This is a genomic window from Loktanella sp. M215 (genome assembly GCF_021735925.1).
Taxonomy (GTDB): domain Bacteria; phylum Pseudomonadota; class Alphaproteobacteria; order Rhodobacterales; family Rhodobacteraceae; genus Loktanella.
The window spans coordinates 1629859-1652924 of sequence record NZ_WMEA01000001.1 but is presented as its reverse complement, the minus strand read 5'-3'; the positions used below and the strand labels follow the sequence as shown (position 1 = coordinate 1652924).

Genomic DNA, 23066 nt, shown 5'->3' with positions numbered 1-23066 from the left:
CATGCCCGATGCATCACCGATCACATTGTCCGTCACGGGGATGTCCTGCGCGTCCTGCGTGGGGCGGGTGGAACGTGCCTTGCGGGCGGTGCCGGGTGTGACGCAGGCGCAGGTCAACCTCGCGACCGAGACGGCGCAGGTGCATTACATCGAAGGTGCGGCCATGCCCGCCGACCTGACCGCGGCGGCTGCCGCTGCGGGCTATCCGGCGACCGTCGCGGGCGGCGATACGGGCGATGCCACGACGGACCGCGCCGCCCACAAGGATGCCGAGGCGCAGGCCTTGTCCCGCCGCCTGCTGATCGTCGCCGTGCTGACACTGCCGGTTTTCGTGACCGAGATGGGGGGCCATCTGTTTCCGCCCCTGCACCGGTTCGTGGCCGACAGCATCGGGATGCAGACATCCTGGGTGATCCAGTTCGTGCTGACGACCCTCGTGCTGGTCTGGCCGGGGCGGTCGTTCTATGCGCGCGGCGTGCCCGCCCTGCTGCGCGGGGCACCGGACATGAACAGCCTCGTGGCGCTGGGGACCGCGGCGGCCTGGGGCTATTCGACGGTCGTGACCTTTGCGCCCGGCCTGCTGCCCGCACAGGGCCGCGCCGTCTATTTCGAGGCGGCGGCGGTGATCGTCGTGCTGATCCTGCTGGGTCGCACGCTGGAGGCGCGGGCCAAGGGCCGCACCGGCGCCGCCATCGCGCGGCTGGTCGGGCTGCGCCCCAAGACGGCGCATGCGCTGATCGCCGGCGTATCGGTGCTGATCGTGGCCTGTCCCTGTGCGATGGGGCTGGCGACGCCGACCTCGATCATGGTGGGCACGGGGCGGGCGGCGGACCTTGGCGTGCTGTTCCGGCGCGGCGATGCACTGCAGGCCTTACAGGGGGTGCCGGTCGTCGCACTCGACAAGACCGGCACGCTGACCGCAGGGCGCCCGGAACTGACCGACCTTGTGACGACAGCGGGCTTCGATGCCGATGAAGTGCTGACGCTGGTCGCCGCTGCAGAGGGCGCGTCGGAGCATCCGGTCGCCAGCGCGATCCTGCGTGCGGCCAAGGCGAAAGGGCTGGAGGTCGCGACCGCTGCAGACTTTCAGTCGATCACCGGCCTTGGCCTTTCGGCGACCGTCGGGGACCGGAGCGTGCTGGTCGGGGCGGACCGGCTGATGACGCGCGAGGGTGTGGATATGGCTGCCGCGCCGCGAGCGGATGACCTGACGGCCCAAGGGCGTTCGCCGCTTTATGTCGCCATCGACGGGCAGTTGGCGGGTCTGCTGGCGGTCGCCGATCCGGTCAAGCCCGGCACGCCGGCTGCGGTCAAGGCGCTGCAGGACATGGGGCTGATCGTCGCCATGATCACGGGCGACAGTGCCGCCACGGCGCGGGCCATCGCCGCGACGCTCGGCATCGACGATGTCGTGGCAGAGGTCCTGCCGGACGGCAAGGTGGCTGCCCTCTCGCGGCTGCGCGAGACGCATGGCGCCGTGGCCTTTGTCGGCGACGGCATCAACGATGCAACGGCGCTGGCCAGCGCCGACGTGGGGCTGGCCATCGGGACCGGCACGGACGTCGCGATCGAAATGGCGGATGTCGTCCTGATGTCCGGCGACCTGCGGGCGGTCGTGGATGCGCTGGCGGTCAGCCGTGCGACGATGCGCAACATCCGCCAGAACCTGTTCTGGGCCTTCGGCTATAACGTGGCGCTGATCCCGGTGGCGGCGGGGGTGCTGTATCCCCTGAACGGCACGTTTTTGTCGCCGGCGCTGGCGGCGGGGGCAATGGCGCTGTCCAGCGTCTTCGTGCTGACCAACGCACTGCTGTTGCGGCGCGTGCCCTCGGCCGCACCCGACCTGCCCCGCGCGACAGTCGCCCCGGCCGCCCGCAACGTGACACGAGAGGTCCGTCCATGAATATCGGTGAAGCCGCCACGCGCGCCAGCCTGCCGCCCAAGACGATCCGCTACTACGAGGACATCGGCCTCGTGACGCCCCGGCGCGACGATAACGGCTATCGCGCGTTCAGCGACAGCGACGTGCACCGGCTGATCTTTCTGGGCCGCGCCCGGGCGCTTGTGTTCACGATCGAGGATTGCCGCGCCCTGACGGCGCTCTGGGCCGACAGCCACCGCGCCAGCGCCGACGTCCGCCGCATCGCCACCGATCATCTGGCGCGGATCGCGGTCAAGATTGCCGATCTGCGCGCCATGCAGCAGACCCTGTCGCATCTGGTGTCGTCTTGTGCGGGCGACGACAGGCCGGATTGCCCGATCCTGCATAACCTTGAACATACCGCCTGACAGCGGTACGGGCGCAAGCCGTGACGCCCGCAGTACGTCACCTTTCAACCTGCGGGGTGTCTGGCCAGATTGCTGCAGGTGCATTACGCACCTTGCGCTTGAATGCGCAACAATATACCCAAAGACGACATACAAATGAAATAAAGAACCTTTTCCATGTCATTTCGCCTGCAGCCGACGCCCCCCGCCCGCCCGAACCGGTGCCAGCTTTTCGGACCCGGATCCAATACGAAACTCTTTGCCAAGATGGCAGCGTCGGACGCGGATGTGATCAACCTCGATCTGGAGGATTCGGTCGCCCCCAGTGACAAGGCGGCGGCGCGAGCGAATATCATCACCGCCATCAACGACGTCGACTGGACCACGAAACATCTGTCGGTCCGGATCAACAGCCTTGATACGCCGTTCTGGTATCGCGACGTGGTGGACCTGCTGGAGCAGGCGGGCGACCGTCTGGACCAGATCATGATCCCCAAGGTGGGCTGCGCCGCGGACGTCTATGCCGTCGACGCGCTGGTCACGGCGATCGAGGCCGCCAAGGGACGCACCCGGCGCATCGGGTTCGAGGTCATCATCGAATCCGCCGCCGGTCTAGTCAACGTGAACGAAATCGCGGCCGCATCGCCCCGGATGCAGGCGATGAGCCTTGGTGCGGCGGACTTTGCCGCCTCGATGGGCATGCAGACCACCGGGATCGGGGGGACACAGGACAACTATTACATGCTGCAGGGTGACACGCGCCACTATGCCGATCCTTGGCACTGGGCGCAGACCGCGATCGTCGCCGCCTGCCGAACCCACGGCATCCTGCCAGTCGACGGCCCGTTCGGCGATTTTTCGGACGACGAAGGCTATCGTGCGCAGGCCCGCCGCAGCGCCACGCTGGGCATGGTCGGCAAATGGGCGATCCACCCTCGGCAGATCGCCTTGGCGAACGAGGTCTTTACCCCCTCCGACGCTGCCGTGGCCGAGGCGCGCGAGATCCTCGCCGCCATGGAGGACGCCAAGGCGCGGGGCGAAGGGGCGACCGTCTACAAGGGGCGCCTCGTCGATATCGCCAGCATCAAGCAGGCCGAGGTCATCGTGAAGCAATCCGAGATGATCGCAGGCTGACGCCGACCTATTCATCCGGCCGGGTAAACGCCCGGCCGAGGCTGCGACCATTGCAAATCGGGGTGCACGTCGCCTATATCGGCGTCAGGCAATGAAGGCGTTTCCATGACCCAGTACCTCGATTTCGAAAAACCGCTCGCCGAGATCGAAGGCAAGGCGGAAGAGCTGCGCGCCATGGCGCGCGAGAACGCCGAGATGGACGTGGAAAAAGAGGCCGCGGCGCTCGACAAGAAAAGCCGCGACCTGCTGAAATCGCTTTATGCCAACCTCACGCCCTGGCGCAAATGCCAGGTGGCGCGGCATCCGGAACGGCCGCATTGCAAGGATTACATCGCGGCCCTGTTCAGCGATTTCACGCCGCTGGCCGGTGACCGGAATTTTGCCGACGACCATGCCGTGATGGGCGGTCTTGCGCGGTTCGACGGGCGGTCCGTCGTGGTGATCGGCCACGAAAAGGGGCACGATACGAAATCGCGCATCGCCCACAACTTTGGCATGGCCCGCCCCGAAGGCTATCGCAAGGCGATCCGTCTGATGGAACTGGCGAACCGTTTCGGGCTGCCGGTCGTCACGCTGGTCGACACCCCCGGCGCCTATCCCGGCAAGGGGGCAGAGGAGCGGGGCCAGTCGGAGGCCATCGCCCGCGCCACCGAGGCCTGCCTCGATCTGTCCGTGCCGCTGATCAGCGTCGTGATCGGCGAGGGCGGATCTGGCGGCGCCGTGGCCTTTGCCACCGCGAACCGTGTCCTGATGCTGGAACATTCGATCTATTCGGTCATCAGCCCCGAAGGCTGTGCGTCGATCCTGTGGAAGGACGCGGCCAAGACGCAAGAGGCCGCCGCCGCCCTGCGTCTGACGGCACAGAACCTGCAAGAGTTGGGCGTCTGCGACCGGATCATTCCCGAACCGCTGGGCGGCGCGCACCGCGCGCCCGCAGCTGCAGTCCAGTCCGTGGGTGCGGCGCTGACAAAAACTCTGGCCGAACTGGAAAAGGTGGCCCCGGATCAGGTCCGCCTCGACCGGCGCCGCAAGTACCTCGAACTCGGCAAGAAGGGCCTTGCCGCCTGACCGGCTTCGCCCTTCTTCTGGTCAAAAATACTTCGGGGGAGGCGCATCGCGCCGGGGGCAGCGCCCCCAGCCACGCCGCCCCCTACTGAACGACTCCGATTTCGGTCAGACCTCTGACACGGGCGGCAGCGGCAGGGTCATACCCGCCTCGCGGGCCAGAGCATTGGACTGCGTCTCGATCGCCTCTTCCAGCTCGCGCAGGAAACCGCGCAGCGACCCGCCCGGCGGGATCGGGTCCAGAAAGGCAAAGACCGCCGTGCCGGGCTTGCGGTAGATGCCGCGCTTGGGCCAGAAGACCCCGATATTCGTGGCGACCGGCACCACCGGCTGTCCCAGCTCGGCATAGAGCGCCGCGGTACCCTTCTTGTAGGGCATGACCGCCCCCGGCGCGACGCGGGTGCCCTGCGGATAGATGCACAGCTGTCCCGGCGCGGCGTCGCCGGCCTTGACCCGCGCCAGCATGTCCTTGATCGCGCGGCCTTTCTTGCCACGATCGACGGGGATGCATCCCGCGCGATAGGCAAACCAGCCCAGCACCGGCGCATAAAGCAGCAGGCGCTTCATGATGAAGCGCGGGCGCGGCAGAAGCTGGTAGATGAACATGACATCCATGAAGGACTGGTGCTTGGCCGCGATCATGCAGCCGGTGACGGGGGGGCTGCCGCGCACCTCGAACCGCAGGCCGATCATCCAGCCGGCCAGCCAGATCACCGCGCGGGCGTACATCTTGCAGGTCTTCATCGCGCCGTCACGGTCGATCATCGCATAGGGCAGGAACAGGATCCCCATGACCGCCATCAGCAGATACATCACGATGGCAAAGGCCAGCGACCGGACCCATTGGAGAGCGTAACTCATGCCTGAGACCTCAGCGTGCGCAGGGCCGCGGCCCGGGTGGCGAAAAAGGCGGTGACGGCGGCCAGTGGCGGGATCAGCAGAGGCACCAGCCAGCCCCACCCCTGAAAGCCCAAGCCCGTCAGAAAGCCCGCCGCGTCGGCGTCACCGGGCAATGCGGCCACGGCGATCAGGCCGGCGGCGGTGCCGATGGCAGCGCCCAGCCCTGACCGCAGGGTGAACCGGCGCACGAAGGCCCGCGCGATATAGCTGTCACGCGCGCCAACAAGGCGCATCACACGGATCACCTGCGCGTTGGCCGACAGGGCAGACTGTGCCGCCAGCGTGATCATCGCGGCCGTGGCGGCCCCGATCAGCAGCAGTGCGACCCAGCCCATGGTCCGCAGGCGGTTGGCCGCGTCCACAAGGGGTGCCCGCCAGCGGGTATGGTCGTCCAGTACCGCCCCCGGCACCTCGGCCTGCAGGCGTGCCCGCAAGCCCGTCGCGTCATAGCCCTCGGCGGTTTCCGTGATCTCGATCAGCTGCGGGATCGGCAGGGTATCGAGCGGCAGGTCGGGGCCGAACCACGGTTCCAGCAGGGCACGCTCTTCGTCGTCGGTCAAGGCGCGGGCGGTGGCGACGCCGGGGGTCTGTTCCAGCACCGTCAGCGCGCGGCTGACCTGTGCTGCGGCCTGATCGACCGGGGCAGAGATGCGCAGCGTGGCCGTGCGGGCCAGTTCCGCGGACCAGCGGTCGGCCAGCCGCCCCGTGGCGAGCGAAAATGCGATGGCGAAGACCGCCAGAAAGGCCATGGACCCGGCGGTAAAGACCGTCAGGCGGGCGGTGAACCCGGTCGGCGGCACGGCACGGTCAGCGCTGGGGTTGCCCACCAGCAGCGCCAGCGCACGCGCAAGGCCCGATGGCACGCGCAGGTTCACAGTGCCACCCCGGTCTGCAAACGACCGCCCTTCAGGCGCAACACGTTCGCGCTGACCTGTGTCTTGGCGGCGCGGATCAGGTTCATGTCGTGGGTCGCGATCAGGACGGTCTTGCCCATGCGGTTCAGCTCGACCAGCAGGGTCAGCAGGCGCTGCGACATCTCCCAGTCGACATTGCCCGTCGGCTCGTCGGCGATGATGACGTCGGGCGAAGTGATGACGGCCCGTGCCAAGGCGGCACGCTGGCGTTCACCGCCCGACAGTTCCGGTGGCAGTTGTTGCGCCTGTGCCGACAGCCCGACCCAGGCCAGCAGTTCGTCCAGATTGCCGGACGCTTCGGCAGCGCGACCGGCGACCTGCAACGGGAGGGCTATGTTTTCGGCGACGGGCAGGTGATCGAGGAACTGGCAATCCTGATGCACGACACCGATCCGGCGCCGCGCCATCGCGACATCGTCGCGCGCCATCGTCGCGGCATCCTGCCCGAACAGGCTGACACGCCCGCCCGTCGCGCGCAGGTCGCCGTAGCACAGTTTCAGCAGCGTCGTCTTGCCGGCACCCGAGGGGCCCGTCAGGAACTGGAACGACCCCGGCGTGAGCGCCAGAGTCAGATTCGTGAACAGCTGCGCGCCGCCATAGCTGTAGGCTACGTCAGATAGCTCGATCACGCTGGTCTCCTCGCCCGGCCTTCGGGTCTTTTGCCCAAATCTGCAACAGGTTACAATGCAATCCAGTGAATAGCCCGTGCAAACCTTGGCGCGCGTGACCGCCCTTGCTAGAAATGGCACAGGGGATAGGCCGCGTTGGCCTGCATTGGCGTGCAAAGGATTGATTCGATGCGGCTGATCTGCCCGAACTGTGGCGCGCAATACGAGGTCGACGGCGACGTCATCCCCGTCGATGGCTGCGATGTGCAATGTTCGAACTGCGGCCATACCTGGTTCGAAAGCGCCGCCGCCCCCTCGGCCCGGATGGAAGACCCGGAGGCCGTTGCGCCAGAGCGGGACAAGGCGCCGGATCCTGAGGTCGATGCCGACGAGGATGTGCAGCCGGCGCCGGTCGCTGCAAAGGCACCATTTGCGGCCGCACCCGTCGCGCCCTTAGCGCCAGCCACAGCCGGACCTGCCGCAGGCGCCGATGGGCCGCGCCCCACCGCACCGGCGCCGCGCGCGCCGGGCCGCACGCAGCTTGACCCCTCGATCGCGGATATCCTGCGCGAGGAAGCCGCCCGCGAGGAAGCGGCGCGACGCTCTGAGGGCGGTGGTCTGGAGCAGCAGCAGGACCTTGGCCTGCGCGATCCCGAGCCGGTCCGACCTGCGCCGCCGCTGGCCGCCGTGCGCGCCAGCGCCCCCGGCCCGTCCGATGCGCCCCCGGCGCGGCAGCCCGAAACGGTGGCCGTGGCCGCAATCCCCGAGGCACCGACGGGGCGGCGGCGCGAGATCTTTCCGGACATCGAAGAAATCAACTCGACCCTGCGGTCCAGTGCAGAGCGTGACGCCCTGCCGAAGCGACACGCCGAGCAGGTCAAGGCCCGCAAGAGCGGTCGTCGCGGGTTCTTTGGCACGCTGGCCGTGATTGCGGCGCTGGCGCTGCTTTATGTCTTTGCCGACGACATCGCCGCGGGCGTGCCAGCACTGGCGGACCCGCTGACAGCCTACGTCGGCACGATCGACGCCGGACGGCTTTGGCTGGATGCACAGGTGCAAAGCCTGCTGAACGCCAGCGAGACCAACGCCTGACAGACGGCAACCGCGCGGCCTTGGTCAGGTGCGGGTGTCGGCGCTGCGGTCAGAAGCGATCCAGCAACCGGTCGAGGTAGTCGCGTTCGACCTGCGGGCGGCTTTGTTCTGCCGACCGGCGCCGGATTTCGCCCAGCAATTCCTCGGCCCGGCGATAGACGTCGTCGCCCTGCAACAGGTTTTCGTCCGTGCCGTATTGGCCGGTGCTGCCCAACTGCCGCCCCAGCGGGTCGCGGCGGCCCGGCTGGACCTGTCCGGTCTGGTTGCCGTCGGCGTTGCCCTGCCCCGGTTCCTGCCCGTCGTTCTGGGCCAGCGCCTCTCCGATGGCGCGCATGCCGTCGCGCAGGGCATCCATGGCGTCGGCCTGACGGTCGATGGCCTGCCCCATGTCGCCGTCGCGCAGGGCGCGTTCGGCCTGATCCATGGCCCCTTCGGCGCGGTCGAGGGACTGACGCGCGGCATCGCCCGCCTCTCCCGGCAGGCCGGGCAAGGCGCCGCGCTGGCGGCTGAGTTCATCGCGCAGGCCCTGCTGGCGCTCTGCCAGTGACTGTCCCGATCCGGCGCCCTGACCGTCCTGTCCCTGATCGTTCTGACCCTGGCCGTTCTGACCCTGGCCCGGCTGGCCTTGCTGCTGGCCTTGGCCATTCTGGCCCTGTTGCTGTCCCTGGCCCTGTTGTCCCTGGCCCTGCCCTTGCTGCTGACCTTGACCCTGCTGTCCTTGGCCTTGCTGCTGCCCTTGGCCCTGCTGACCCTCTTGGCCTTGTTGACCCTGCTGGCCCTGCTGCATGTCGCGGAAGGCCTCGTCGGACAAATCCTGCTGGTCCCGCAACGTGTCGGCCAGATCCTGCATCGACTGCTGACCGGGGGTCTGCGGGCCACTGCCGCTGCCGTCGCCCTGGGTGATCTGCATATTCTCCAGCAGGGAATTCAGCTGATCCATCAACTGCTGCGCCTCGGCCATGCGGCCTTCCTGCATCAGCTCTTCGATGCGGTCCATCAGGGCCTGCAGCTCGTCCTGCGACAGCTCCATCGTGTTTTCGGAGGTCTGCGGCTGGTCGGTCTGGTCCGCGTTCGGATCCATCTGGTCCGCCAGCATCTGCATGTAGTCCTGCGTCGCCTCGCGCAACTCCTGCATCAGATCGGCAATCTCCTCGTCGGAGGCGCCGTTCTTCATCGCCTCTTCCAGCCGTTCCTGCGCACGCTTCAGGCGTTCGCGGGCGTCGGCAAGGGTGCCGTCCTCCAGCTGGATCGCCAGATCCCACAGAGCCTGCTCGATCTCGGTCGCGGTTTCGTCGGTCAGGCCGGTGCGGTCGGACTGGTCCAGCTGCCGGATGATCTGGCGCAGGCGCAGATAGGGTGTCTGGCTGGTGAACAGCGTGTCGGGCTCGTAGGACACGGCGCGCAAAACCTGCACGATGCGGCGGGCGTTGCTGTGCGACCACATCAGGTCGCGGCGCTGTTCGACGATGGCTTTGGCCACCGGCTGAAAGAAGCGCCGTCCCGGCAGGACGATCGGCTCTGCCAGGCTGGTGCCGGTCTGGCCGGCGGCGTCCGTCACCTGAAGGGTGATCGTGACCGGCAGGTTCGCCAGAGGATGCTGCGACAGATCCTCGATCAGGGCGTCGTCGAAATCCGCGCGGTCCCCGCCGAAGGGCATCGGCAGGTCCAGCACGATCGGCGCGATCGGATCCGGGTCGACGGCCAGACCATAGCTGCGGTCGACGGCCCCCAGATCGAGGGCGATGGTCGCCGTGCCGCTTTCGACACCGTAGTCGTCACTGGCGGCAAAGGCCTGATTCATCTCGCCCATCGCATCGGCGTCGACGGGGGCGGTCAGGCTGACCTCGGGTGCTGTATCAGGCAGGATCGCAAGGTCCCAGGCGGCCCCGTTCGGGCCGTCGATGGCGACACGTCCCGCTTTCGTCACGGTGAACGTCTGCTGCGGTTCGGACGCGGGCGGGATGTCCGTGGTCCGGCCCGACACGGTTTCCGCCACCGTCAGCGCGCCGACCTCGCCGTAAAGCCGCAGGGTGATCTGCGACCCCAGCCGCACCTTCAGCGGGCCGGGCGGAATGTCGTTGAGGTAAAGCGTCGGCTTGCCGGTGTAGGCGGGCGGGGCGACCCAGCCTTCCCAGACCGGTCCGGTGGCCAAGGCACCGCCGCCACCGTTCTGCGCGATCTCGGCCACCGAGCCCACGCGCAGGACAGAGCCGAAGAGCAGCGCCACGACAAAGAACAATAGCGCCGTGTAACGCAGGCCGTAAGGGTCGCGGTCGGAAATCTTCAGGTCAGGCTGCACCGCCTTGGCCGTTTCGGTCGCGCGGCGCATGCGCGCCAGATGCGCGGCCCAGACCGCCTGTGATGCGGGATCGCCCGCGCCGATCGCCTGCGTGTCGCGCACTGCGGCAATCGGTCGTCCCGGCAGGCTGGCATCGACACGCGCCACCGCCTCGGCCCGGGTGGGCCAGCGAAAGGCGCGCAGGCCGCGGACCAGCGTCACGACGACGGCCAGGATGGCCACGACGCCGAGGCCCCAGAACACCTCCAGGCTCATGCGGTCCTGCCAGCCGAACATCAGCGGCGCGAGGATGACGAAAAGCACGCTCCACAAGGGCCAGAAGGCACGGGTCGCGCGTTCGGCCACCAGCCCCAGACGGGTCAGTGCGACGGGGCGGTTCAGGTGCGGCAGGTCGGTGCGGTGATCGGTCAGCGGGCCTCTCCCTTGCGCGGCGGTGTGACCTGCTGGATCACAGCCACGCCGGAATGATATCGCGCGCGATGATTTCGTCAAAGGTGGGACGCGCCCTGATGACTGCAAATTGATCGCGCTGGACCAGCACCTCTGGGATCAGGGGGCGCGAGTTGTATTCCGACGCCATGACGGCCCCGTAGGCCCCGGCAGAGCGGAAGGCCACGAGGTCGCCCGGCCCAACCCGCGCCATGGTCCGTCCCTTGGCGAAGGTGTCGCCGCTTTCGCAGACCGGGCCCACGATGTCATAGGTGGCACGCTCCGCCCCCGGCGTGGGCTCAAGCACCGGCACGATGTCGTGGTGGGCATCGTACATGGCCGGCCGGATCAGGTCGTTCATCGCACCGTCGAGGATCAGGAACTGCCGGTCGGCGCCCTCCTTGACGTAGATCACGCGGGACACCATCAGGCCGGCATTGCCGGAAATCAGCCGCCCCGGCTCGATCTCGATCTCGCAACCCAGATGGCCGACGGTGCGCTTGATCAGGTCGCCGTAATCCTGCGGGCTGGGCGGGGCTTCGTTCGTCTGGGCATAGGGAATGCCAAGGCCGCCGCCCAGATCCAGCCTGCGGATCGTGTGACCATCGGCGCGCAACTGTTCGGTCAGCTCCGCCACCTTCAGGTAGGCGGCCTCGAACGGGGCCAGATCGGTCAGCTGGCTGCCGATATGGACGTCGATTCCGATGACCTCCACCCCCGGCAAGCTGGCGGCCAAGGCATAGACCTCGCGGGCGCGGGCGATGGGGATGCCGAACTTGTTCTCGGACTTGCCGGTGGCGATCTTGGCGTGGGTCTTGGCATCCACGTCCGGATTGACCCGAATCGTGATCGGCGCCACCTGTCCCAATTCCACCGCAACGGCGCTCAGCGCCTGCATCTCGGGTTCGCTCTCGACGTTGAACTGGCGGATGCCGCCCTCCAGCGCCTGCCGCATCTCTGCCTTCGTCTTGCCGACACCGGAAAAGACGATGCGATCGCCCGGCACACCCGCCGCCACGGCGCGGGCGTATTCCCCCCCCGACACCACGTCCATCCCGGCCCCCGCCTCGGCCAGCAGATGCAGGACAGCCTGGTTGGACAGGGATTTCATCGCAAAGCAGACGAGGTGGTCCATGCCCGCCAGGGCTGCGTCGAACAGGTGGAAATGGCGCAGCAAGGTGGCGCTGGAATAGACGTAGAACGGCGTGCCGACCTGGGCCGCGATCTCGCTCAGCGGCACGTCCTCGGCGCAGAGTGCGCCGTCGCGATACAGAAAATGATCCATCAGCCGTCCCCTACAGTCCGGGGCCGGTCATAACAGAACGCCAACGCCAGAAAAGGGCGGATCGGCAGAGGGGACGGCGGGCGGGGCGCCTTTGCCGCATCTTGCGGCAAACAGCGTCGTCCGGCGTCTTCAGCGGACGGGCTTCGCCCGCAAAAACAGGTAGAGAGGCAGACCGCAGCTTACCCCGATGCAAAAGGTCGCAGGAATCGCCAGCAAGGCGATCCAGTTCCGCCGCACGGCCACTTCGGCCAGCACCCAGACGGTCAGCGTGATCGCCGCGATCGTCAGATCCCAGGTCAGTCCCGTGGTCGCGGCGTTGACATACCACGCGTCGATCATGCGGCCCAGCGACCAGCCCTCGGCCTGAAACCAGGCGATGAACCACGACATCGGATGGATGGCGCCCCAGACGGCCAGTGCCGCCCAGACCCAGCGCAGGGGTGACATATCCTTCATCATACCTGACCCACTCATAGCCCCACGTTCAGCGGAATGCCCGCAGCCCCCAGACGCACGCCGCCCGGCCCCAGCGACAGCCGCCCGATCCCGTCGGCCAGCGTCACGCCGGGCGACACACCGTTCGGCCCGATGCCGACGCCCGCGTTCATCGTGGGTCCCGGCCGCGCCGGCACGCTGGCCTGCGTGGATGTGCCGGGGCGCACCGGATCGCCCTGCGCGCCGCAGCCCGCAAGGGCCAAGGCCGCGATCGCCGCGGTCACTCCCGTTCTGATCATCCAAGCACCTTCTGCCACCGGGCCACCGCCTCGCGCACGCGCGCGGGTGCCGTGCCACCGAAACTTGTCCGCGACGCGACCGAGTTTTCGACCCCCAGCACGTCGAAGACATCCTGACAGATACCTTCATGCACCGCTTGCATCTGGGCAAGTGACAAATCCGGCAGATCGCAGCCCTGCGCTTCTGCCAATGCTACCAGCGATCCGGTGACATGGTGCGCCTCGCGGAACGGCAGGCCCAACTCGCGGACCAGCCAGTCGGCGAGGTCTGTCGCGGTGGAAAACCCGGTGCCCGCCGCGGCGCGGAGCGCGTCGCGGTTGGCGGTCATGTCGCCCACCATGCCGGCCATTGCGGCCAGCGCCAGCATCAGGTTGTCGGCGGCGTCAAAGACCTGTTCCTTGTCTTCCTGCATGTCCTTGGAATAGGCCAGCGGCAGCCCCTTCATCACCATCGTCAGCGCCACGTTCGCGCCAAAGATGCGGCCGATCTTGGCGCGGATCAGTTCGGCCGCGTCCGGATTGCGTTTTTGCGGCATGATGCTGCTGCCCGTCGACCAGCGGTCCGACATCTTGACGAAGCGGAACTGGGCGGAGGACCAGATCACCAGTTCCTCGGCCAGACGCGACAGGTGGACGGCGCAGATCGTGGCGGCGCCGAGGAATTCCAGCGCGAAGTCGCGGTCGCTGACGGCGTCCAGTGAATTGCCCATCGGTGCGTCAAAACCCAGCGCCTCGGCCGTCATGTGCCGGTCGATGGGGAATGACGTGCCCGCAAGCGCCGCAGCCCCCAAGGGCGATTGGTTCATCCGCTTGCGCGCGTCGGCAAAGCGCGACCGGTCGCGGGCGAACATTTCCACGTAGGCCATCATGTGATGCCCCCATGTGACGGGCTGGGCGACCTGCAGGTGGGTAAAGCCCGGCATGACCCAGTCGGCCCCCGCCTCGGCCTGCCCCAGCAGCGCCAGTTGCAGCGCCTTCAGCGCCTGATCCGCCGCGTCGCATTGGTCGCGCACCCAGAGGCGGAAGTCGACGGCGACCTGATCGTTGCGCGACCGGGCCGTGTGCAGACGGCCTGCGGCCTCGCCCACGACCTCTTTCAGGCGCGCCTCGACGTTCATGTGGATGTCCTCAAGGGCGGTCGAAAACTGGAACGTCCCGCCCTCGATCTCTGACAGAACCGTGAGCAGGCCTTTCCGTATGGCCTCTGCGTCGCTATCACTGATGATGCCTGTGGCGGCCAACATCGCCGCATGGGCACGAGAGCCCGCGATGTCCTGCGCCGCCAACCGCTGATCGAACCCGATCGAGGCATTGATCGCCTCCATGATCGCGTCCGGCCCTGCGGCGAAACGGCCGCCCCACATCGTGTTCGCAGTTTTGGTCATGAGAAGGACGCGCCCCTTGAAAGCCCTGAAATCCGCCCTGCTGTATACGGGCCTTGCGATCCTTGCAAACGCGGCCCACGCGGACGCCGACCTTGAAGCGCTGAAAGACGGCGATATGCGCAAGCTGGTCGTCGCGTCAGAACCCAGCCCCGCCCCCGATGTGACATTCATCGCCGAGGATGGGTCAGAGGTTACGCTAGCCGATTACGCGGGCAAGCCGGTCCTGTTGAATTTCTGGGCGACCTGGTGCGCGCCCTGCCGCAAGGAGATGCCGACGCTGGCCGCCCTGCAGGACGCGATGGGGGACAAGGTCACGGTGCTGACAGTGGCCACCGGGCGCAACCCGCCAGAGGCGATTACCCGCTTTTTCGACGAGATCGGCGTGACGAACCTGCCCAAGGCCACCGACCCGAAACAGGAAATGGCCCGCGCCTTTGGCGTTCTTGGTCTGCCGATCACGGTGATTCTGGACGCAGAGGGACAAGAGGTCGCCCGCCTGCAGGGCGATGCGGACTGGGCGTCCTTGTCGGCGCAGGCGATCCTGATGGCGGTGGCCGCGGGCGACTAGCGCCCCGGCACGGGATCGTCGGGCGACAGGGCCACGCCGTTGATGCGCACGATCTCGTCCACGTCGTCACCTTCCGCCGCCATGCGCGCGCGCAGGTTGCCGAAACTGGGACCGTTCTCGGCAAAGAGCCGGTCCTGCAGGGCGTTGATCTCTTTCGTCTTTTCCAGATAGCGTTCGTCCATCGGGTTGCCGCCGGTATCGCGGAACACCGGGGCCATGACGATCAGCTTGGCCGAATCGTCCGCGACGAAGCCCTCGGCCATCTGCATCGCCGTGGCATGTTCCATCCCCATCGCTTCCAGCGCGGACCGGCCCATGCGGACGGAACTGTCGAAGGTTTCACGGATGATGTCCCGGCAGCCTGCGAGGAACAGCTCGTAGACATGGTGCCGGTCGCGGGCGCGGGCGATGATGTGGACATGCGGATGGTGTTCCTTGACGTAGCGCACCAGTTCCGTGGCCTTGTCGCGGTCGTCGATGGCGACGATTAGCATGCGCGCGGTGCGGATGCCTGCGGCCTCCAGCATGTCGGGGCGGGTGGCATCGCCGAAATAGGCGCGCAGGCCGAACATGCGCAGCGTGTCGATCTGGGCCGCGGAATAGTCGATGACGGTGGGCGCGTAGCCGCCGCCTTCGAGGATGCGTTTCACGATGCCGCCGACCCGGCCGTGGCCCGCGATGATGACCTCTGCCGGGGCCTCGATCGTGTCCTGCGCGCGGGCCACGCCCTTGGCCGCGCGGGGCAGGATGACTCGGTCGTGAAAGATGAAAAGCGCTGGCGTCAGCAGCATCGAGAGGGCGACCACGAGCAACAACTGGTCCGCGGTGGCGGCGGGCATGATGTTGCCGGCCACGACGAAGGACAGCAGGACGAACCCGAACTCTCCGGCCTGGGCGAGGCCGAGGGCGAAGAGCCAGCGGTCGGTCAATTCCAGTTTGAAGACAGAGGCCAGTGCCAGCAGCACCAGCGCCTTTAGCGCCATAAGCCCCAGCGTGAGGCCGAGGATCAGTGCGAACTGATCAAAGAGCAGCGCAAAGTTGATGCCTGCCCCCACGGACATGAAGAAGAGGCCCAGCAGCAGGCCCCGGAAGGGGTCGATATCGGATTCGAGCTCGTGCCGGTAATCGCTGCCGGCCAGAACGACGCCGGCGATGAAGGTGCCCAGCGCCGGCGACAGGCCGACCAGCGACATCAGCAGGGCGATGCCCACGACCATCATTAGGGCGGCGGCGACGAAGAGTTCGCGCAGGTCGGCCTTGGCGATGAACCGGAAGACCGGGCCGGTCAGCGTGCGGCCCGCAATGACGACGGCGGCAATGGCGGCCAGCGTGACCAGCATCGTCTGCCAGCCGTTCAGGTTCGCCACGAGGCTGATGCCGGCGTCATGCGCGTCCTCTGCCCCGTGGGCCACGCCCGGCAGGGCCAGCAGCGGCAGCAGGGCCAGCATCGGGATCACGGCGATGTCCTGCGTCAGCAGCACGGCAAAGCTGGCCTGCCCGCCGTCGGATTTCAGCAGGCCCTTTTCGGTCAGCGTCTGCAGGACGATGGCGGTGGAGGACAGCGCCAGCACGGCACCTGCGGCCAGCGCCACGGTCCACGGCAGGCCGAACGCCACGCCAGCGCCCATGACGGCCAGCATGGTCAGCGCCACCTGCCCGCCGCCAAGCCCCAGCAGGCGGCCGCGCATGTCCCAGAGCTTTTCCGGCTCAAGTTCCAGCCCCACGAGGAACAGCATCATCACGACGCCGAATTCCGCAAAGTGCTGGATCTGCACGACATCAACGTGCAGCACGCCCAGCGCCGGGCTGATCGCGATGCCGGCGATCAGGTAGCCCAGCACGGACCCAAGGCCCGCGCGGGTCGCCAAAGGCACGGCAATGACGCCCGCCACGAGGAAGAGAAAGGTCAGAAGCAGGATACTGGTCATGGGGGGCCTTGCGCGAACTCGGCCGGACCTTAAGACAGATCAGCGGCTGCGGCCAGACGCCTCAGGCCCGTCCGCCGTGGCCCGAGAGCATCTGCGGGGCCACGCCCATCAGCCGCAGGGCGGCGGCCCATTTGCCCGGCGCATCGGGGCCGAACAGGATCGCGGCGTCGGCGGGGCCGGTCAGCCAGCCGTTGTCGGCCAACTCCGCCTCGAGCTGGCCCGGACCCCAGCCCGCGTAGCCGAGCGCCAGCAGTGAGGAGGTCGGCCCGGACCCCTGGGCCAGCGCCTCGAGCACGTCGCGGGTGGCGGTCATGCCGATGCCGTCGGCCACGTCCATCGTGTTGCCATCGGATTCGTAATCCAGCGAATGGAGGACGAAACCGCGCGCCCGTTCCACCGGGCCGCCGACATAGACACCGACATCGCGGCAGGCGGGGCTGCGGCGGATCTTCATCTGGTCCAGCAGGGCAGGAAAGCCTACGTCGGGTTTCGGGCGGTTCACGATCAGTCCCATCGCGCCGTCTTCGGAATGGGCGCACAGATAGATGACACAGCCCGCAAAGCGGGGATCGCCCATGTCGGGCATCGCGATCAGAAGTTTGCCGCAAAGGGTCTCGATCCGGTCCATGGCGCGATGATGCGCCCGCGTGTCCTGCGGTGCAAGAGGATCACGGTGTCGCGGTCATCGCCTGAACGTGACTTTTCATGTCAGCGGGTTTTGCGCAGGTAGGGCGGATGACATATTCCGTTTCCTTCCTCGCCGCCCTTGGCCTGATGGCCATGACCGGTCCCGCACTGGCGCAAGGCAATGATGTCGCCCGCGTCACGGTGCTGCCCGGTTGGGTCACGCCGCAGGGCACCCACATGGCCGCCTTGCGGATCGACCTTGCACCGGGGTGGAAGACCTATTGGCGCAGCCCCGGCGATGCGGGCATTCCGCCGCTGATCACCGTGACGGGCGGCGGCGTGGACCGGGTGCAATACCACTGGCCGACGCCGCAGGTCTTTGATCAGAACGGCATGCGGTCGATCGGGTATCACGACAGGCTGGTCCTGCCGGTCGAGGTGTCGGGTCATAGTCCGCTGCGCCTGACAGGCACGCTGGATATCGGCGTGTGTCAGGACATCTGCGTGCCGGCGCAGCTGACCTTTGATGCCGCCCTGACGGACGGCCCCCGCGATCCGGTCATTGTCGGCGCGCTGCTGGATCAGCCACAGGCGGATGGCCATGCCACCTGCCGCGTGACGCCCACCGCCGACGGGCTGACGCTGGAGGCGGTGCTGACCCTGCCCGCGACCGGGGCGAATGAGGCCGTGGTGATCGAGGCGGGCGATCCGCATATCTGGGTGTCGGAGCCGCAGATCAGGCGGCAGGGCGAGACCTTGACGGCACAGGCACAGATGGTGCGCGGCGCGGGCGAGGCCTTTGCGCTCGACCGCAGTGCGGTGCGGTTCACGGTGCTGGGCCACGACCGCGCGGTCGAGGTCCACGGCTGCACCGCAGGCTAGGTCTGCCTGCGGCGCAGCGCCATGGTCAGGGCCGTTGCGGCGTAGATCACGACCAATACCAGTGCCAGCATAGCGATGAATATCGCCATTGCGGCACCTGCGCCGCCCGACAGCAACGGCAGGATCGCCTGTGCCGCGGGCCATGCGGCCCCCGTGACCAGCACCGGCCCGACCAGCGCCCCGAACAAAGCCGTGGCGGCCAGACCGCCCAGCGCCACCGGTCCCCACATCGCCGCATGGCGTGACCGCAAGGCCCGGCGCGCCGCCGCGATCTGGCGCGCGACATCGGCCTGCATCGCCATCAGCGACGGCACCACCAGCAGCACCAGCACCATCCCGAAGCCAAGCCCGTAGACCAGCGTGACGACGGTGGGTTTCAGGAACTCGGCCTGCGTGGACCCTTCGTACAGCAGCGGGGCGAGGCCCAGCACGGTCGTCAGCGTCGTCAGCAGCACGGGGCGCAGGCGGTTGGCCACGCCGTCGATGATCGCGGGCACCACCCCCCGGTCGGCGGCGTATTCGTCGATGGTCGTGACCAGCACGATCGAATCGTTGATGATGATGCCCACCATGCCGATCAGGCCGACGACGGTGAACAGGCTCATCGGGATGCCCCAGGCGTGATGGCCATAGATCGCACCGACAAGGCCGAAGGGGATGATCGCCATGACCACGATGGGCCGCGTCCAGCTGGAAAAGATCCACGCAAGGCTGAGGTAGATGCCGCCCAGCACGAGGATCAGCGCGTTGGTCGCGTCGGACAGAAAGGCGTCCTCCTGTTCCGACAGGCCCGCGAGGTTGGTCTCGACCCCGAAACGTTCGGCGATGTCGGGCAGGATCGTCTCGTCGATGATCTGCTGCACCTGGGCCGCGCGGTCGGGATCGTCGTCGGACAGATCGCCGGTGACGGAGATCAGCGGGATGCCGTTTTCGCGCCGCACGGTGCCGAACCCGGTGCGGCTGGTCACGCTGACCACGTCGCCCAGGGGCACGAAGACGCCGTCGCCGGTGCTGATCTGGGTGCGCGTCAGGAAATCCGCCGTCTGTTCCGCCTCGGGCAGTTCCACCCGGATCGTGGCGGACCGGATACCGTCGGGATAGGTCGCGGCCTCGATCCCCGTCAGGCGGTTGCGCAGGATGCCCCCCAGCGCGTCGATGGACAGACCAAGGGCGGCGCCCTGCGGCGTCAGTTCCAGCAGCAGTTCCTCCTTGTCGTAGGCGAGGCTGTCTTCCAGACCGCTGATTTCGGGGAACTGGGTCAGGGCGGATTTCAGCGCCTCGGCGGCGGCCTTGAGCGAGACCGCGTCGGCGCCGGACATCTGCACGTCGAGGCTGTCGCCGCCGGGGCCGGAGCCGTAGCTGCGAAAGCTCACGGTCTCGGCCATTGGGGATTGCACGACCTCTTCCTGCAGGGCGCTGACGAATTCGGAACTGGTGAAGGGGCGGCTGTCGGCGTCGGTCAGGCTGATGCTGATCGCACCCAGCTGGTCAGGGTCCTTTTGATCCGCGCCCGCGATGCCGCGGCCCGCGTTGCCGCCGATCTCGGCCACGACGTAGGTGACGGGGTTGCTGCCGGACTCCGTCGCGTAACGGGCGGCGAGGGCCGTCGTCGCACGCTGCATTTCGTGCATCATCTGGATCGTATCGGCGCGGGTGGCGCCGGGGAGCATGGCGAAATTGCCCGTGACCTCGCCCTGTTCGGGGCTGGAAAAGAACTGCCAGCGCACGTCGCCGCGCACGAACATGGCGATCTGGCTGGCGAGGATCAGGATGACGCCCGCCAGCACCGGGTAGCGGGCGCGGATGACCAGCGCCATGACCGGGCGGAAGATGCGCAGGCTGAAGGCATCGAAGCCCCGGTTCACCCAGCGCGAGGGCGCGTCGTACCACGCCTGACCGGCGTTCGGGCCGATGGAATGGCTGAGGTGGTTGGGCAGGATCAGGAAACATTCGACGAGGGATGCGGCCAGCACGACGATCACCGTGAACGGGATATCGGCGATCAGGCTGCCGAAGCGGCCACCGACGATCACGAGGCCGAAGAAGGCGATGACGGTGGTGAGCGTGGCCGAGAAGACGGGGCTGAACATCTTGATCGCGGCGCGTTCGGCGGCGACCTTGGGCGGTTCCTTCAACGTCCGTGCGCGGTAATCGGCGTGTTCGCCCACGACGATGGCATCGTCCACCACGATGCCCAAGGTTAGGATCAGCGCGAAGAGCGAGATCATGTTGATGGTGATGCCGAAGGCATACATCAGTGCGATCGCGGCCAGCATGGAGGCGGGAATCCCCATCGCGACCCAGAGCGCCGTGCGGGCGTTCAGGAACAAAAACAGCAGGATCACGACGAGGGCGAGGCCCTGCAACCCGTTCTTGAACAGAAGATCGAGGCGGCCGGTGATTTCCTCGGCGCGGGCGTTGATGAGGTCGATGGTGGTGCCGGGCGGCAAGGTCGCCTGCAGCTGTGCCGCGACACGTTCCACGCTGTCCTGCAACCCGATGGCGTCGCCGTTGGCAGAGCGCACGACGCTGATTTCCACCGCCGGATTGTCGCCGACATAATAGGCGCGGCTGCGGTCGACGCCTTCGACGGTGACGCGGGCGACGTCGCCGATGGTCAGGGTGGACCCGTCGGGGTTGGACCGCAGGGCGATGGCGGAAATGGCCTCGGCGCTGCGGTTCGCGGCACCGGTGCGGACGCGGGCCGTGCCCGCGACGTCGCCCACGGCATTGCCCGTCGCCTCTTCCGCGATGCGGGCGGCGATGTCGGACAGGCCGATGTCGTAGCGGATCAGCGACAGGGACGGCACTTCGACGATGGTCGACGGGGCCGCGATGCCCTTGACCGTGGCCTGCGTGACGCCGGACTGGAACAGGCGCACGACCATCTCGTCGGCAAAGCGGCCCAGCTGATCGACGCCCACGGGGCCGGTGATGACCACGTCGGTCACCCGGTCAGACCAGCCGCCGCGGCGCAACTCCGGGTCCTCGGCATCCTCCGGCAGAGTGCCGGCGCTGTCGATGGCGGCCTGCACGTCCTCTGCCGCGCGGTCCATGTTGGTGCCGGGCGCGAATTCGAGGCTGATGCGCGCGCTGCCTTCGGTCGCGCGGGCAGAGGTGTCGGTCACGCCGTCCACGGCCTGCAAGGCGGGGCCAAGCACCTGTACGATGCCGGCGTCCACGGATTCCGCCCCTGCCCCGTCCCAGCGGACCGAGACGTCGATGCCGTCGATGATCACGTCGGGGAAATACTGTGCGCGCATGTTGGGCCAGGCCATCAGGCCCGCGCCCAGCATCACGAACAGCAGCAGGTTCGCGACGGTCTTGTGGCGCGTGAAATAGGACAGCAGGCCGCCCGCGCGGGCGTTCAGGGCGTCGCCGCCGGTCGGTCGCGGGTCGGCCATCAGCCGCCCATCCGGGATTCGAGGCGGGCGACGGTCGCAGCCGGCACCTGATCGGCGTCCAGCTGGGCCAGAATCCGCGCCTTGGCGTCGTCGGGCATGCCGCTGTCGGTGACGAAGGCCTTCAGCCGCGCCCGGCGGGCGTCGTCGAGGGCGACGTTTTCGGTTGTGTCTGCCTCTGTCGCCTGTGCTGCGCCCGCCGGACCGATGGGCCTGACGCCGATGCCTTCGCCCAGCAGGGGAGTCCGGGCGCTGACGACGCTTTGCCCCGCCAGATCGTCTGCGGCGATGAGGACGTCGTCGCCCTGCCGGCGCAGCACGGTGACGGGGCGGCTTTCCAACCGGTCCTCGGCTGACACGATCAGCACGGTATCGTCCGCGGCCACGGCGGTGGCAGGCAGGCGGGCGACGTTGTCGAGGCTGGCTTCGCGGACACGCACCGTCACGAAATCGCCGGGCCGCAGGCCGGGGGCGTCGTCCAGGGCCGCAAAAAGCTGCCGCCCGGTCTGGCCTTCGCCCACGGCGCCCGCGACGCGGGTGACACGGCCCTGTGCGGTCACATCCAGACCCGCGACATCGATGCTGACGGTGACAGGCAGGCCCGTCACAGCACCCGCACCCTGCAACAGGCGCGCGTATTGCGCAGTCGAGATGCGAAAGGCGACCTCCAGCCGCGCGGGGTCGATGAGGGTGGCGATGGCCTCGTTCGCGGTGACGCGCGCGCCCTGTGCGGTCAGCACATTCGTCAGAACGCCGTCGAAGACGGCGGTGACGGTGGTGTCGGTCAGCGTGCGGTCGGCCTCTGCCAGATCAATCTGGACCCGCGACAGCGCCGTGCGGGCCTGATCCAGACGGGCGGCGGCCTGCGCCTGATCCTGACGGCGGGTCAGCACGGTGGACTGGGCGTTCGACAGGGCGAGCTGCGCCTCTTCGACCACCGACTGCGTGCCGACGCCGCGCGACGCGAGGTCGGAGGCGCGGGTCAGCGCGCCCTGCCGCAGATCGACCTGGCTTTGGGCCTGCGCCAGCTCGTCCGCGGACAGATCGACGCCGCGTTCGGCGTCGCGCACCTCGCCTTCCGCATCCTGCACATCGGCGGCGATCCGGTCGCGGGCGGCCTGTGCCGTGGCGGTGTCGAGCCGCAGCAGCGGTTGACCGGCGCTGACGGTGCCGCCCTCAATCAGGGCGGGATCGGTCCAGAGGACGGTGCCGCCGACGGGGGCGCGCAGGTCCAGCGTCGTGCTGCTGCGCACCTCTCCGAAGACCAGAAGTTCGGGGGCGATGGTCTCAAGCGTGACCGTTGTGACGTTGACCGCAAAGACGCGTTCGCGCTGAGGAAAGCTACGGGGTTCCTCGTTCATGCGTGCGACGACGGCACCGCGCACGGTGTTGACCGCCCACAGCCCGAGGGCCAGCGTCACCGCCAGCAGGAAAAGCCCTGTCAGAGACCGTCGCAAGAACCGCATTCACTCATCCCGAACCATGTACCCGCAAGATAGGCCCCGCGTGCCGGATCACCACCTTGCCCCCATCAAACGACCGTAGGC

General features: G+C 67.8%; 19 protein-coding genes. 7 read left to right on the top strand and 12 right to left on the bottom strand.

Features of this window, described 5'->3' with window-relative positions; genetic code table 11:
- The first annotated feature begins 1 nt into the window (after position 1).
- The 4 genes from GLR48_RS08065 (at position 2) to GLR48_RS08050 (ending at position 4470) form a co-directional block, all read left to right on the top strand.
- Positions 2-1903 (top strand): heavy metal translocating P-type ATPase, encoded by a 1902-nt coding sequence (locus GLR48_RS08065; RefSeq protein WP_237060570.1) that lies wholly within the window; start codon positions 2-4, stop codon positions 1901-1903.
- The gene (gene cueR, locus GLR48_RS08060) at positions 1900-2289 is read left to right on the top strand and encodes a Cu(I)-responsive transcriptional regulator (RefSeq protein ID WP_237060568.1); all 390 of its coding nucleotides are present in this window, start codon (positions 1900-1902) and stop codon (positions 2287-2289) included. Before GLR48_RS08065 ends, cueR begins: the two co-directional genes overlap by 4 nt.
- A gap of 156 nt (positions 2290-2445) precedes the next feature.
- Entirely contained in the window at positions 2446-3402 is a 957-nt protein-coding gene (locus GLR48_RS08055) for an L-malyl-CoA/beta-methylmalyl-CoA lyase (RefSeq protein ID WP_237060566.1), read from the top strand.
- Between the two features lie 105 nt (positions 3403-3507).
- The gene (locus GLR48_RS08050; protein ID WP_237060564.1) at positions 3508-4470 is read left to right on the top strand and encodes an acetyl-CoA carboxylase carboxyltransferase subunit alpha; all 963 of its coding nucleotides are present in this window, start codon (positions 3508-3510) and stop codon (positions 4468-4470) included.
- Positions 4471-4575: 105 nt separating this feature from the next.
- Here GLR48_RS08050 and GLR48_RS08045 read toward each other — a convergent pair whose 3' ends face one another.
- The 3 genes from GLR48_RS08045 to GLR48_RS08035 are packed head-to-tail and all read right to left on the bottom strand — an operon-like array spanning position 4576 to position 6910.
- A complete protein-coding gene (locus GLR48_RS08045; RefSeq protein ID WP_237060562.1) occupies positions 4576-5328 on the bottom strand; it encodes a lysophospholipid acyltransferase family protein in 753 nt (250 codons plus the stop codon).
- Positions 5325-6242 carry a cell division protein FtsX gene (locus GLR48_RS08040; RefSeq protein ID WP_237060561.1) on the bottom strand — a complete coding sequence of 306 codons (918 nt, stop codon included), beginning with the start codon at positions 6240-6242 and terminating at the stop codon, positions 5325-5327. Before GLR48_RS08040 ends, GLR48_RS08045 begins: the two co-directional genes overlap by 4 nt.
- Positions 6239-6910, bottom strand: a complete 672-nt coding sequence (locus GLR48_RS08035; protein WP_237060558.1) for a cell division ATP-binding protein FtsE — start codon at positions 6908-6910, stop codon at positions 6239-6241. Before GLR48_RS08035 ends, GLR48_RS08040 begins: the two co-directional genes overlap by 4 nt.
- 168 nt (positions 6911-7078) lie before the next feature.
- Between GLR48_RS08035 and GLR48_RS08030 the strand changes: the two genes are divergently transcribed.
- Positions 7079-7981 (top strand): zinc-ribbon domain-containing protein, encoded by a 903-nt coding sequence (locus GLR48_RS08030; RefSeq protein ID WP_237060556.1) that lies wholly within the window; start codon positions 7079-7081, stop codon positions 7979-7981.
- Positions 7982-8030: 49 nt separating this feature from the next.
- On the opposite strand, the gene GLR48_RS08025 is transcribed toward GLR48_RS08030, so the two are convergent.
- The 5 genes from GLR48_RS08025 to argH form a co-directional block, all read right to left on the bottom strand.
- Complete coding sequence (locus tag GLR48_RS08025) at positions 8031-10670, bottom strand: DUF4175 domain-containing protein (protein WP_237064434.1); 2640 nt, start codon at positions 10668-10670, stop codon at positions 8031-8033.
- A gap of 58 nt (positions 10671-10728) precedes the next feature.
- Positions 10729-11994, bottom strand: coding sequence for a diaminopimelate decarboxylase (gene lysA / locus GLR48_RS08020; protein ID WP_237060554.1), 1266 nt, complete (start codon positions 11992-11994; stop codon positions 10729-10731).
- 129 nt (positions 11995-12123) lie between these two features.
- Positions 12124-12441, bottom strand: a complete 318-nt coding sequence (locus GLR48_RS08015; protein WP_237060552.1) for a DUF2834 domain-containing protein — start codon at positions 12439-12441, stop codon at positions 12124-12126.
- 23 nt (positions 12442-12464) lie between these two features.
- Entirely contained in the window at positions 12465-12728 is a 264-nt protein-coding gene (locus tag GLR48_RS08010; protein ID WP_237060550.1) for a hypothetical protein, read from the bottom strand.
- The gene (argH, locus tag GLR48_RS08005; protein WP_237060548.1) at positions 12725-14113 is read right to left on the bottom strand and encodes an argininosuccinate lyase; all 1389 of its coding nucleotides are present in this window, start codon (positions 14111-14113) and stop codon (positions 12725-12727) included. Before argH ends, GLR48_RS08010 begins: the two co-directional genes overlap by 4 nt.
- Before the next feature lie 16 nt (positions 14114-14129).
- On the opposite strand from argH, the gene GLR48_RS08000 reads away from it, so the two are divergent.
- Positions 14130-14681, top strand: a complete 552-nt coding sequence (locus tag GLR48_RS08000) for a TlpA family protein disulfide reductase (protein ID WP_237060546.1) — start codon at positions 14130-14132, stop codon at positions 14679-14681.
- On the opposite strand, the gene GLR48_RS07995 is transcribed toward GLR48_RS08000, so the two are convergent.
- Together GLR48_RS07995 and GLR48_RS07990 are read right to left on the bottom strand one after the other, a co-directional pair.
- Positions 14678-16609 carry a cation:proton antiporter domain-containing protein gene (locus tag GLR48_RS07995; RefSeq protein ID WP_237060544.1) on the bottom strand — a complete coding sequence of 644 codons (1932 nt, stop codon included), beginning with the start codon at positions 16607-16609 and terminating at the stop codon, positions 14678-14680. The two genes, GLR48_RS08000 and GLR48_RS07995, sit on opposite strands and share 4 nt — an antisense overlap.
- A gap of 61 nt (positions 16610-16670) precedes the next feature.
- The gene (locus tag GLR48_RS07990; RefSeq protein ID WP_237060542.1) at positions 16671-17237 is read right to left on the bottom strand and encodes a YqgE/AlgH family protein; all 567 of its coding nucleotides are present in this window, start codon (positions 17235-17237) and stop codon (positions 16671-16673) included.
- 107 nt (positions 17238-17344) lie between these two features.
- On the opposite strand from GLR48_RS07990, the gene GLR48_RS07985 reads away from it, so the two are divergent.
- The gene (locus tag GLR48_RS07985; RefSeq protein WP_237060540.1) at positions 17345-18118 is read left to right on the top strand and encodes a protein-disulfide reductase DsbD domain-containing protein; all 774 of its coding nucleotides are present in this window, start codon (positions 17345-17347) and stop codon (positions 18116-18118) included.
- On the opposite strand, the gene GLR48_RS07980 is transcribed toward GLR48_RS07985, so the two are convergent.
- Complete coding sequence (locus GLR48_RS07980) at positions 18115-21522, bottom strand: efflux RND transporter permease subunit (RefSeq protein WP_237060538.1); 3408 nt, start codon at positions 21520-21522, stop codon at positions 18115-18117. The two genes, GLR48_RS07985 and GLR48_RS07980, sit on opposite strands and share 4 nt — an antisense overlap.
- Positions 21522-22985 carry an efflux RND transporter periplasmic adaptor subunit gene (locus GLR48_RS07975; protein WP_237060536.1) on the bottom strand — a complete coding sequence of 488 codons (1464 nt, stop codon included), beginning with the start codon at positions 22983-22985 and terminating at the stop codon, positions 21522-21524. The genes GLR48_RS07980 and GLR48_RS07975 overlap by 1 nt, the downstream gene beginning before the upstream one ends.
- Positions 22986-23066 lie beyond the last annotated feature (81 nt).

Coding starts and splice junctions, on each gene's coding strand:
- GLR48_RS08065 (WP_237060570.1), top strand. CDS start 2: ATGCCCGATGCATCACCGATCACATTGTCCGTCACGGGGATGTCCTGC.
- cueR (WP_237060568.1), top strand. CDS start 1,900: ATGAATATCGGTGAAGCCGCCACGCGCGCCAGCCTGCCGCCCAAGACG.
- GLR48_RS08055 (WP_237060566.1), top strand. CDS start 2,446: ATGTCATTTCGCCTGCAGCCGACGCCCCCCGCCCGCCCGAACCGGTGC.
- GLR48_RS08050 (WP_237060564.1), top strand. CDS start 3,508: ATGACCCAGTACCTCGATTTCGAAAAACCGCTCGCCGAGATCGAAGGC.
- GLR48_RS08045 (WP_237060562.1), bottom strand. CDS start 5,328: ATGAGTTACGCTCTCCAATGGGTCCGGTCGCTGGCCTTTGCCATCGTG.
- GLR48_RS08030 (WP_237060556.1), top strand. CDS start 7,079: ATGCGGCTGATCTGCCCGAACTGTGGCGCGCAATACGAGGTCGACGGC.
- lysA (WP_237060554.1), bottom strand. CDS start 11,994: ATGGATCATTTTCTGTATCGCGACGGCGCACTCTGCGCCGAGGACGTG.
- GLR48_RS08015 (WP_237060552.1), bottom strand. CDS start 12,441: ATGTCACCCCTGCGCTGGGTCTGGGCGGCACTGGCCGTCTGGGGCGCC.
- GLR48_RS08010 (WP_237060550.1), bottom strand. CDS start 12,728: ATGATCAGAACGGGAGTGACCGCGGCGATCGCGGCCTTGGCCCTTGCG.
- argH (WP_237060548.1), bottom strand. CDS start 14,113: ATGACCAAAACTGCGAACACGATGTGGGGCGGCCGTTTCGCCGCAGGG.
- GLR48_RS07995 (WP_237060544.1), bottom strand. CDS start 16,609: ATGACCAGTATCCTGCTTCTGACCTTTCTCTTCCTCGTGGCGGGCGTC.
- GLR48_RS07990 (WP_237060542.1), bottom strand. CDS start 17,237: ATGGACCGGATCGAGACCCTTTGCGGCAAACTTCTGATCGCGATGCCC.
- GLR48_RS07985 (WP_237060540.1), top strand. CDS start 17,345: ATGACATATTCCGTTTCCTTCCTCGCCGCCCTTGGCCTGATGGCCATG.
- GLR48_RS07980 (WP_237060538.1), bottom strand. CDS start 21,522: ATGGCCGACCCGCGACCGACCGGCGGCGACGCCCTGAACGCCCGCGCG.
- GLR48_RS07975 (WP_237060536.1), bottom strand. CDS start 22,985: ATGCGGTTCTTGCGACGGTCTCTGACAGGGCTTTTCCTGCTGGCGGTG.